Genomic DNA, 11,010 nt, shown 5'->3' with positions numbered 1-11,010 from the left:
ATTTAATTTATGACTGTAAATTAATTTAATTTACACTTTAACAAAAATTATAAAACATTTTTATAGCAATGCTTAATATTTAATGATTTTTAATAAAAATGTTTAGATATTTATTGTATTCACTCAAACTCAGCACAAACTATTTGCCGTTATTGATTGTAATATTCCTCTTAACTTTGTTTAAACTTGACATATTAAAGTTGATAACTTTAGACTAGCGGCAAGAGAATTTCAAACTCTCTGCCCATAGTAGAAAATAGTTCTGAGCTTAAATTATTTTCCCTGTCTAGCGAACGCACCAACAAATTCCCCCCATGTTTAGCAGTAATAATTTGATAACTAACTGCTAAGCTAGTTTCCTTTTCCGCCCGTTTCTCCACAGAAAAAGAATCTAAAATTTGCTTCAGTGCTTTAGGCGATAAACTAGGGCCATTATCTGCAATAATAATTGAAATCCAACGCGATGCTAAAGATTCAGAATTAGATGCTGCTTGAGGAGAAAAAACTGTAGTTTTAATTAAAATACAGGGTTTGTGCGTGAAAAATTTTTGTCTATCACCACGCAATTCTTTTGTAAAATCTTGGTAAGCTGCTTGATTTAATAAATTATCCACAGCATTACTAAGAATATTCATAAATACTTGATTTAATTGTCCGGCAAAACAACTTATTGGCGGTAAATCACCATATTGTTTAACAATTTCAATTTCACTCTTCAAGCGACTTTGTAACAATAAAACTATACTATCTAACATAGCGTGTAAATCAGCTGGTTTAGGATAAACTTCATCAATATGACAAAAGTTTTGTAAACTACTGACTAACTTTTTTAATCGCTCTGCACCACCTTTGACACTTTTAATTGCTCTAGGCAAGTCTTGTTTTAAGAAGTCAAATTCTATCTTTTCTTTTAATTCCTGAATTTCTTCTGTTTCTTCGTTAAAAGACCTTTCATACCCAGCAATTAAATTCAATAAACTTTCGGTATAAGTTGAAATATGGCTTAAATTTCCCCAAATAAAACCTACCGGATCTAAAATTTCGTGAGCTACTCCATCCACCAAACGTCCTAAATTAGCCATTTTTTCACTTTGAATTAATTGCACCTGTGTCCTTTCGTAGCGTACTTGAGTTTCAATTCCCCGAATTTGCCAATGAGCAATGTTTAACTCATGAATATCTAATAATTGATGCTTTTGTGTTTCTGATTGCACAACGATCGGTTCTCCCAAAAGTTCTGACGATCGCCGCAGTGCCATTTGTGCAGCTGCTAAAATTGGCGTAGTCTCAGTCAGAATTAAAACATCAGTACGAGCGTAGTTATAAAGAAATTGTAGTGTTTTTTTGAGAAACAAGTCTTGTTTATCTGATAAAACTAAAGTTTCTAGCAGACGCAACCGTGAAATCATGCCCACAAACTTACCTCGATCTAATAAAATAACTCCCGGTAGTTTGCTGTGTTTCTCAAAAATTTCTACAACCTCAGCACAATGGCAGTTGACATCTGCTGCAAATGAGTATAAAGGTAGTACCCCCAAGGTGGAGTCAATAGAGAGATCCTGATTGTCTCCTTCCGACAAATAAGGAGACGAAATAAATTCTTTTGACACAATCTCTAATGAAAGTTAAATAACTCTAATGACAAGCTATCACTAGTCCAGCCAATAGCCTACCACTTTCACCTATTTTAGCTACCGATAAATTATTGAGTTTTAAAATATTTGTTTTGCTAGCTCTCGCCTGCTTTCTCAAGCTAATGGCAGCATAATCTCGAACTCAGTATTAATACTGCCAGAAAAATCTTCTAATTTGTTACTTTGCGATCGCACATTCAACTTACCACTATGGTTTTCTGTAATAATTTGATGGCTAATAGCCAATCCTAACCCAGTGCCTTTACCTACTGGCTTAGTAGTAAAAAAAGTTTCAAAAATTCGCCCCTGAATTTCCCAAGGAATACCTGGGCCATTATCACTAATGCGAACTAGTACCCACGATTTACCTTCCGCTTCCACAACTTCTGTACTAATAGTAATCTGTGCTTGCCAAGTCTTAGGAGCAATAGACACCTTTTCCATTAACGCATCAACAGCATTGTTAATAATATTGACAAATACTTGACTTAACTGCCCAGAATAACAACTAACAGGCGGTAATTCGCCGTAATTTTTAACTAATTTAATGCTGTACTTAATCCTATTCTGTAATATTAAAAACGTACTTTCTAAGCATTCATGTATATCTATAGCTTTTTGTTGTCCATCCCCGATATGAGAAAAGTTTCGCAAACTATTAACTATTTTCACTAATCTTTCTGTACCCAATTGCATACTATTAACAATTTGCTTTATATCATCTTTTAAAAAATCAAGTTCTATTTCTTCCCGTAAGTTTCTCACAGTTTCAGGCATAGGATTAACTTCTGTTTCATAAGCGGCAATCAATTCAATTAAATCTTGACTGTAATTGGCTAAATATTCTAAATTTCCCGCAATAAAATTAACAGGGTTTAAAATTTCATGAGCAACTCCCGCTACCATTTGCCCCAAACTTGCCATTTTTTCTGTTTGCAACATTTGCGACTTAGTTTGTTCATTGATTAAATTAGTTGCTAGTTCATGAATGTGCGATTGAGCAACGAGTAATTGATGAATATCCAACAAACAGTAAACTTGCGGCTCAATTTCTACTACTATTGGTTCATCAACTAACTCTGGGGAACGCTGCAAACACCGTTTAGCTGACTCCACAATTAAGGTATTACAAGGAATAACTAAAGCATCGGTAGGAACTAATGAATATAAAGATTTAATCGGTCTTTTCATAAATATTTCTAGCCCATAAGGTCGGCTCATACATTCTAAAAACTTGCGTCGGGAAATCATCCCTAAAAGCTGACCTTTTTCTAAGACAATAACTCCAGGTAGTAACGGATTTTCCTCTAAAGCTTTTGCTACATCTTTTCCTGGTTGACTGCTTTGGATAGTAAAATCATATAACGATAACTCTTGGAGAGTAGAATCTAAAGACAATTTCTCCATTCCTGGTAATGATAAATTTGGTAATTTGTCGGCTAAATGTTCTAATGTAAACATGAGCAAATCTGTTAATTGGTTTACCTAAAAATTGTCATCATATATTGGATCTAATTTAGCACCTTCAGCTAATAAATAGATAATTGACTTGTTAAATTTTATGCAAACTTAAATTTAAATTCCAGACAAACTTTTCTTAACCCAAATTTAAAGTAAAGTTATATTATTTGGTTGTATATATAAAATTGTAAAAAATACCTAAAAAAAATAAATTTATTATAAATTTATTTTCTATTCTCTTAGTGAGAAAAGACTCCATACCCGCCGCTACTAACGTTGAGCGGCGGGTAGTTCATGAGTGTAAGATATAGCGATCGCGCCCCGAAGACTTCGCTGCGTAAAGTGCCGCATCTGCTAAAGCAATCAAACTAGCTGGAGTCATTTCTTTTTCAGGAATTACACTAGCCACACCTAAACTAACACTTACAAAAGATGAAACAGCAGATTTTTCATGGACAATTTCTAACTTTCTCACATTCCTAATTATTTTTTCTGCCAAATGAAGCGCACCTTCAGCAGAAGTTGCAGGTAAAATCACAGCAAACTCTTCTCCGCCATATCTTGCTACTAAATCAGTAGCACGCTGCACGCTACTTTTGATTGTCTTGGCTACCTGTTGTAAACAAAAATCACCCGCCAAATGTCCATAACTATCATTGTAAAGTTTAAAATAATCCACATCTATAATAATCAGCGATAGCCACTCTATCTGCCGTCGCATTTGTTGCCATTGTTGGGATAAATATCGATCGAATTGCCTGCGATTAGCCAAATTAGTTAGACTATCAACAGTTGCTAATTGCTGTAATTCTTGATTAGCTGTTTCTAGTTTTTGGTAAAGTTCGTTAATTAGTAAATTAGCTAATTCATGAATCTCTGATTGTGCTACCAATAATTGATGTACATCTAACAGTCGATATTCCTTCGGTTTTATCTCTACGATAACTGGTTCATAAACTAATTCTGGCGATCGCCACAAAGACTGCTTCGCCGCTGCCACAATTAGAGTATCGCTCGGTAAAATCAAAGGTTCTTGTTTAGATAAAGTATATAAACTTGTAACTGGTCGTCGCCAGAATAATTCTAAACCATAAGGGCGACTCATTCGTTCTAAAAATTCCCGACGCGAAATCATCCCCCAAAGTTGACCTTGTTCAGTGATAATTACACCAGGTAGTAAATAATTAGTTTCAAAAGCTTTGGTTACTGTACTGCTTAAAGTACTACTTTCTACAGTGAAATCATATAGATTTAGGTCTTGCAAAGTAGATTCTAAAATTAAAGGTTGCATCTCAGATAGGGAAAAAGTGATTAGTTAGTAAAAAAGGCTGATTTACTAGCTTTACGATTACCTTGCCATTAGTTCTGAGAATGCTTTGGGGAGAATTTTTTCTAGAGATTGATACCTAAGTAATTGACTAATTTAACAAATTAATAATTTAGTAGAAGCACCCATTGAATCAACCAATACCCGTTTAAGCTATCCCCAGAAAGCAAAAATCTGACAAAGTAAATGGAGTACAAGAGTGTATCTCCACTCTAGTAATGCCTCTTTGCTTTGATTTTAACCAGGTAGAGCGAATTTTTGTTTGTGTAGTAGATGACACCATTAGCGGAACATCAGCTGGCTTACTGATCCGATCGAGTAAGTTATCATCAGAGTCATAAGTAGTTAAAACGATCGAACCACTACCACATACTAAAGCCCGAACTAAAGCAACGGGATTTTTGAAATAGGTAGTTATGAGCATTTTATTTCCCTGGGGCATCAGTACCACACCCTCAGACAGGGGAAAAAATTCTGGATTAGACGGTTTTAAGGCGATCGCCCCTTGAAATTCCACCCCCAAGTGCTTATATTGAGCCATGACAGGCTCAAATAGCTTTAATTGATCGAAACTGAGTTCAATCAGCCTTGAAGACCTGCGATTCAGTTCAGCTAATTGCGCCATAATATTCTGAATGTAAAAATTTTTCAGATACTTACACAAACTAAGGTAATAATTTCTAGTGACCAGCGTCAATATATTTTTGTGACAACAGTCACGTCTAAAAGTACTATCTACCCTATGACAGAGAAATAGATCCCTCGTAAGGGTGAAGATTTACACTTAAACCAATCACAAACCGAAAACCACCATGCTCATCTTCAGCCTGGAAACGCCTTTAATCAATCCTCTCTCCTTGCAGGAATTTCTATTTCCTACTATATTGCCGTTGTCAGCAGATATACCGTTTTGAGACTAAGACTGGATTAGTTAAAATATCTTGACAAACTCCACTGGTAAACAACGCCCTCCGCCTGGAACCCAATGAATCAATTGCACAATGCTTTTACCCTATTTCTCAGCTTGCTAGTAGAAGCCCTACCCTTCTTACTACTAGGAGTGTTGTTCTCCGGTTTGCTACTGCTGTTTGTTGACGAACGCAAACTGGCAAATGCTTTACCTCGGAACCCCCTATTAGGTGCTTTCGTTGGCAGTTTAATCGGTTTCCTGTTTCCAGTTTGTGAGTGTGGTAACGTACCCGTAGCCAGAAGGTTAATCACCCAAGGAGTATCGGCACCAGTAGCGATCGGCTTTTTGCTAGCAGCACCTACTGTTAACCCCATTGTGATTTGGGCAACTTGGACAGCTTTCCGCGATCAACCAGAAATCGTCGTCCTGCGCGTCATCCTTTCCCTTACCATTGCCACTATTATTGGCTGGGTATTTAGCGCCCAAACCGACTTGCGACCTCTACTACAAACATCGATCGCCAACTCCATGCCTACCCCAACCAAAAAACCTCGTGGTTATTGGTCAGAGTCTGGGCAGGAAGAACCTGTCCCAGCTTTATTGCAGTCAGGAACCTTCTTACTTTCCGGTTCAGGTCAAACTATTCGGATGGATGCCGCCACCCTCCCCATGACCGCTGCTGTCGGTACTACGAAATCTTTTAAATCGGTGAAATATCGGCTAGGTTTGTTTTTAGATAATAGCGTCCAAGAATTGCGCGAACTTGGGGCAGTTTTAATTGTGGGAAGTGCGATCGCAGCCATCATTCAAGTTACAGCCCCCCGCGAACTCATCCTCAGCTTAGGACAAGGGCCAATTACTTCCATCGTTGCCATGATGGTATTAGCCGCAGTCGTCTCTATATGCTCCACAGTAGACTCATTTTTCGCCCTCTCCTTCGCCTCAGCATTCACCCCCGCTTCCCTATTAGGATTTTTAGTTTTTGGCCCGATGATTGACCTCAAATCCATTGGCTTAATGTTGTCAATCTTTAAGTCGAGAGCCGTAATTTATATCTTTGCTTTAGCAGCGCAACTGACATTTCTGTTCACCTTAATTTATCAAATGATTTACTAAAAACTCATACTTAATTTAAGGAGCATCTATCTCAATCACCTACTCATTTCGTCCTACTAACTATCAGCTGTTCCCCGATGACTTCCACATTCAACAAAAAACAGAAAATCAATCAATCTCTTGTACCCTGGCTAGATGTAATCGCCATTATCGCTTGGGGCATTTTGCTGTTAAAATATTGGCTCACAGACCAACTCGGTTTACTAATTCACCCCGATTATTTTTGGTTAGTAATTTTCGGTGGCTTTGGGTTATTGACGATCGGTGGCTGGAAAGCATGGCTAATGCTCAAGCCATATCTGAAACAAAGACCCTATCGGAAAAATTTTATTCCCCCACAATCAGAGCAGCATATCACCCTATTTGCCCCTGGTGTAAGTAGTATCATCTTGATCGCAGCGGCAATGTTAGGATTTTTAATTTCCCCCCGGATATTTACTAGCCAAATTGCCTTACAACGAGGAGTTACTGACACTTTGTTAATGACTCGCGCTCAACCTAGAGAATTTAAAACCGCCAAAAGTCCCGAACAACGTACTTTAATAGATTGGGTAAGAACCTTAAATGTTTATCCCGAACCAGACGCTTATACCGGACAAAAAGTAAAAGTAGAAGGATTTGTCATTCATCCCCCACAACTTCCAGATAATTATCTGCTAATATCTCGGTTTATAATTACTTGCTGTGCCGCCGATGCCTATCCCGTAGGTTTACCAGTTAAACTTACCTCATCCCGCAGCACTTTTGCTCCAGATACCTGGTTAAATGTCCAAGGAGAAATGATTACAGAAACTCTATCAGGTAAACGTCAGTTGGTTATCAATGCTAACTCCCTAACTCCTATTCCTGAACCGAAAAATCCTTACGATTATTAGACGAAAAAATTAGTGCAACGTCGCTGAAAAAACTATAAATTCGACCACTGTAGAAAAAGCTTAGTGTTGGCTTTCTTGCCTTGGAGTCTTGGAACTTTCCGTCTTCTGCCCTCTTGCGTCGTCCTCTATAACCAATTACCAATGATCAATCGAACGATCAAAATCAAATCTATTCAATCCCTCGATCGCATCGCCATTACACTGATCGCGGGACTGACTATAGCAATATTCATTCTCCTATTTCAAGGCGATCACTCTGTACCTCGCGTGCGAAGTTTCACCTGGCAAGATAAACAAATTGGTGTAGAACACGATCGTTTTGTGATTACCTTTACTCGTCCAATGGATCGCGTCAGCGTAGAAACAAATTTACACATTAATCCACCTTTACCAGGAAAATTTAGTTGGGCAGGACGCAGATTAGTTTACACTGTAATTTCCCCGGCACCTTATGGGACAGAGTATCAACTCAATTTACAAAACGCTACTGATAAATATGCTAAATCGGGAAAAGCCGGAGCAATTTTACAACCATTTAATGCGAAATTTCGCACCCGCGATCGCGCCTTTGCCTATATAGGTGTAGAAGGACAAAATTCCGGGCAATTAATGTTAGTTAATCTCAGTTCTCCCGATCCTAAACCAATAGTCTTAACACCACCAGATTTAGTAGTATCAGACTTTAAACCCTATCCCGAAGGCGATCGCATATTATTTCTCGCCAACGATCGCAACTCCCAACGTCAAGGAACTCTACAACAAAAACTTTATGAAGTTACAACTGGTATTCATACTAATTCACCAGAGCCAGAACCAGTCTCTAAAGAACCAGCCGGAAAATTAAAGTTAGTTTTAGACAATAAAGATTATCAAATCTTGAAATTCGACTTATCTCCTGATGGGGAAACAATCGTTATGCAACTGGTAAGTCGGCGCAACCCCGGCGATTTTGGTATTTGGACTTTACAACCTAATTCTGCACCAAAACCTTTACCAGGACAACCAGGAGGCGAATTTTTAATTACCCCAGATAGCAAAGCTTTAGCTGTTACTCAAGGACAAGGATTAGCGATCGTTCCCTTAACAGGTTCCCAAGCTCAACCATTAGATTTTCTGCCCAAATATGGCTCAATTTTAGCCTTTTCTAGAGATGGTTTAGCCGCAGCAACAGTAAAATTTAACCAGGACTTTACGCGATCGCTATTTCTCGTCAACACTCAAGGTACAGAAAAAGAATTACAACGCATTAATGGTTCCATACTCAATGCTCAATTCGACCCCACAGGCGAAACTCTTTATTGTCTATTGACTAAACTTGTCACCAGCGAACAATATCAAGAACAACCATATATTGTCGCTATCAACCTCAAAACCGGAGAAACTAAAAAACTCTTAGAATTCTCCCCTAACCAGCGACAAGTGCAAATAAATTTATCTCCTGACGGTATAGCATTACTATTCGATCAACCATTAATCTCACCTCAACCCGCAGCCGGAATCTCTGACGCAGTGCGAACAGATGATAACGCCGCAATTATTACTAGTCGTTTATGGTTACTACCGATTTCTGCAATTAATACCACCGACGCATCAACAATTCCCCAACCAGAAGAACTCCCAATCACAGGAGTTCGTCCTGTTTGGCTACCTTGATTAAAAAAATCTTTTCCCTAACATCCTTTAGCCAAATGATTGATAGAGCTACCAACTATCATCGGGTAAGGGTAACAAATATTTGTTCCCTGTTGCCTGTTCCCTCATTCTCTAAAATTAGGTATAACACCCTACATCAATAAAACTCAGGAGTACGGGTAGACTAAAGTTGACCTACGGTATCAGGAAAGTTTTTGGTTTGGCATTTTTAGATTTCAGCAAAAATTTCCCTCTGAGAACTAAATAATCAAAGCTAGAAACTTTTCTTTTTCAAGGGAAGCAATGGAAATACAGGAATTTCTCACTCGCTATAAACAGGGAGAACGCGATTTTGCTGGTGTCGATTTAAGTAGAGCTATTCTTACAGGTATCAACTTAACTGACATCAACCTCACTGGCGCTAATCTCACAGGTGCTAATCTCAGCTGGTCATTTTTTAATCGTGCTCAATTAGCTAACGCTTGTCTTCGCCAAGCAGATCTCCGCCATGTTACTTTTACTAGTGCTAATCTCAGTCAAGCAATTTTAAGTGGTGTAAACTTAACTAAAGCAGATTTGCATTTCGCTAATTTGTCAAATTCTGATTTAAATTGGGCAGTCTTAGAACAAACCGATCTCACTAGCGCCAATCTCCAAGGCGCGAAACTAGATCAAAGTAATTTGGAACAAGCAAAGTTAATTCAAGCGCAATTAATCCAAGCCGAATTAATGGAAGCAAACTTGCGAAGATCGCAGTTAATTAATGCTAACTTAAATGGGGCTAATTTGCGGGAAGCCAATTTAGAATTAGCCGACTTACGAGATGCAACTTTAATTGGGAGTAATTTAACTGAAGCCAACTTAAATGGCGTTTGTTTGCGGGGTGCAGATTTGAGCGAAGCAGATTTACATCGGGTAATTCTGACTGGTGCAGATTTGAGTGATGCTTGTTTGAATAGTGCAGATTTAAGTCGGGCTAATTTAGCTGGTTCCTATCTATTAAAAACTAGTTTTAGAAAAGCTTATTTATTAAGGGCTATTCTGGAAAATGTGTTAATGTTACGCGCTGATTTAAGTGAAGCAAATTTTCGCGGTTCTAACTTAAAAAGAGCCGATCTCAGTGGTGCTTATTTGTGTGATACAACTTTGAGTGAAACTGATTTAACAGAGGCTTTGTTCTTGGAAAGCAGTTTGATTCGGGTAAAATTGGATCGATCGCAAATGACAGGCTGTTGTATTTATAATTGGCAACTAGAAGATGTGGATCTTTCCCAAATTGATTGTGAATATGTTTATACTGGGTTTAATTATGCTACTAAAAGCCCAATCGATCGCTATCCCATCGGGCGCAATTTAAAACTCGGAGAGTTAGCACAGCAATATCGTGAAGATAATTCCTACATCAAAATTAACTTTAAAGAAGCACCATCTTGGGAAGCCTTAATTTTTTCAATAGTTAAACTTGAACAAGATTTCCCTAACCTAAAACTCACAATTAAATCTTTTGAATCAGTATCAGGCGGTTATCTATTAAAAATTAGTTGCAATCGCCCCGTAAATAGCAAAAGCTTGCGATCGCGTTGGGCAGATATTTACTTAAATATGTTTCAAAAACTTCAAGTAAAACGCCAGAAAATCCTCAAGTTACTAAATATAATAGAAGACAAGAATCAGAATATTGTAACAACAAAACCTCCAATAGTAACAACACCACCCCCAGAACCAATGAACGAAGAAAATCTTAATTTGTACCGGGAAGTAGTCCAGCAAATTGAAATAATTATTATGTCTCAACCACCAGAAAAATTAGTAGAAAGTATCCAAAGGTTACTGAATTTTCTTAATGTAAAAGGCATTTCCACCGAAGAAATTACCAACAAAATTATTGGTCAAGCAATCCTGCGTCGCGCCAAACAAGATCAACCCTTTCAAAAACAACTCATACAGTGGGAAAAAAGCGCTGCACCACCAATTCGGCTTTCTCCAATAGGTTCCGCCATCAGATCGGCGATCGCCATCCTCTGGCAAGAATCCCAATAAATTTAATTAGGTTCG

At 38.0% G+C, this 11,010-nt stretch carries 8 protein-coding genes; 4 read left to right on the top strand and 4 right to left on the bottom strand.

Annotation, left to right across the window (positions count from 1 at the left end; all coding sequences use genetic code 11):
- Positions 1-209: 209 nt before the first annotated feature.
- The 4 genes from ACE1CI_RS07140 to ACE1CI_RS07125 all read right to left on the bottom strand — a co-directional run bounded on the left by ACE1CI_RS07140 (position 210) and on the right by ACE1CI_RS07125 (position 5,047).
- Complete coding sequence (locus ACE1CI_RS07140) at positions 210-1,610, bottom strand: ATP-binding protein (protein ID WP_413261686.1); 1,401 nt, start codon at positions 1,608-1,610, stop codon at positions 210-212.
- A 138-nt stretch (positions 1,611-1,748) separates the two neighbouring features.
- Positions 1,749-3,095, bottom strand: coding sequence for an ATP-binding protein (locus ACE1CI_RS07135; protein ID WP_413261687.1), 1,347 nt, complete (start codon positions 3,093-3,095; stop codon positions 1,749-1,751).
- A gap of 292 nt (positions 3,096-3,387) precedes the next feature.
- Entirely contained in the window at positions 3,388-4,386 is a 999-nt protein-coding gene (locus ACE1CI_RS07130; RefSeq protein ID WP_413261688.1) for a diguanylate cyclase domain-containing protein, read from the bottom strand.
- A gap of 184 nt (positions 4,387-4,570) precedes the next feature.
- The gene (locus tag ACE1CI_RS07125; RefSeq protein ID WP_413261689.1) at positions 4,571-5,047 is read right to left on the bottom strand and encodes a hypothetical protein; all 477 of its coding nucleotides are present in this window, start codon (positions 5,045-5,047) and stop codon (positions 4,571-4,573) included.
- Between the two features lie 360 nt (positions 5,048-5,407).
- On the opposite strand from ACE1CI_RS07125, the gene ACE1CI_RS07120 reads away from it, so the two are divergent.
- From ACE1CI_RS07120 to ACE1CI_RS07105, 4 genes are all read left to right on the top strand, one after another.
- Positions 5,408-6,448: a permease gene (locus ACE1CI_RS07120; RefSeq protein WP_496615295.1), complete on the top strand. Its 1,041-nt coding sequence runs from the start codon at positions 5,408-5,410 to the stop codon at positions 6,446-6,448.
- Positions 6,449-6,525: 77 nt separating this feature from the next.
- A complete protein-coding gene (locus ACE1CI_RS07115; RefSeq protein WP_413261691.1) occupies positions 6,526-7,323 on the top strand; it encodes a TIGR03943 family putative permease subunit in 798 nt (265 codons plus the stop codon).
- A 141-nt stretch (positions 7,324-7,464) separates the two neighbouring features.
- Positions 7,465-8,976, top strand: a complete 1,512-nt coding sequence (locus ACE1CI_RS07110; RefSeq protein WP_413261692.1) for a hypothetical protein — start codon at positions 7,465-7,467, stop codon at positions 8,974-8,976.
- 282 nt (positions 8,977-9,258) lie between these two features.
- Positions 9,259-10,995, top strand: a complete 1,737-nt coding sequence (locus ACE1CI_RS07105; RefSeq protein ID WP_496615294.1) for a pentapeptide repeat-containing protein — start codon at positions 9,259-9,261, stop codon at positions 10,993-10,995.
- Positions 10,996-11,010 lie beyond the last annotated feature (15 nt).

This window comes from Floridaenema flaviceps BLCC-F50 (genome assembly GCF_041929275.2).
Taxonomy (GTDB): domain Bacteria; phylum Cyanobacteriota; class Cyanobacteriia; order Cyanobacteriales; family Aerosakkonemataceae; genus Floridanema; species Floridanema flaviceps.
Note: the sequence above shows the minus strand (reverse complement) of the source record. Positions and strands in the feature narration are given on the sequence as shown.

Bases quoted from the DNA above. Each gene is read 5' to 3' on its own strand.
- ACE1CI_RS07135 (WP_413261687.1), bottom strand. From the start codon at position 3,095: ATGTTTACATTAGAACATTTAGCCGACAAATTACCAAATTTATCATTA.
- ACE1CI_RS07130 (WP_413261688.1), bottom strand. From the start codon at position 4,386: ATGCAACCTTTAATTTTAGAATCTACTTTGCAAGACCTAAATCTATAT.
- ACE1CI_RS07125 (WP_413261689.1), bottom strand. From the start codon at position 5,047: ATGGCGCAATTAGCTGAACTGAATCGCAGGTCTTCAAGGCTGATTGAA.
- ACE1CI_RS07120 (WP_496615295.1), top strand. From the start codon at position 5,408: ATGAATCAATTGCACAATGCTTTTACCCTATTTCTCAGCTTGCTAGTA.
- ACE1CI_RS07115 (WP_413261691.1), top strand. From the start codon at position 6,526: ATGACTTCCACATTCAACAAAAAACAGAAAATCAATCAATCTCTTGTA.
- ACE1CI_RS07110 (WP_413261692.1), top strand. From the start codon at position 7,465: ATGATCAATCGAACGATCAAAATCAAATCTATTCAATCCCTCGATCGC.
- ACE1CI_RS07105 (WP_496615294.1), top strand. From the start codon at position 9,259: ATGGAAATACAGGAATTTCTCACTCGCTATAAACAGGGAGAACGCGAT.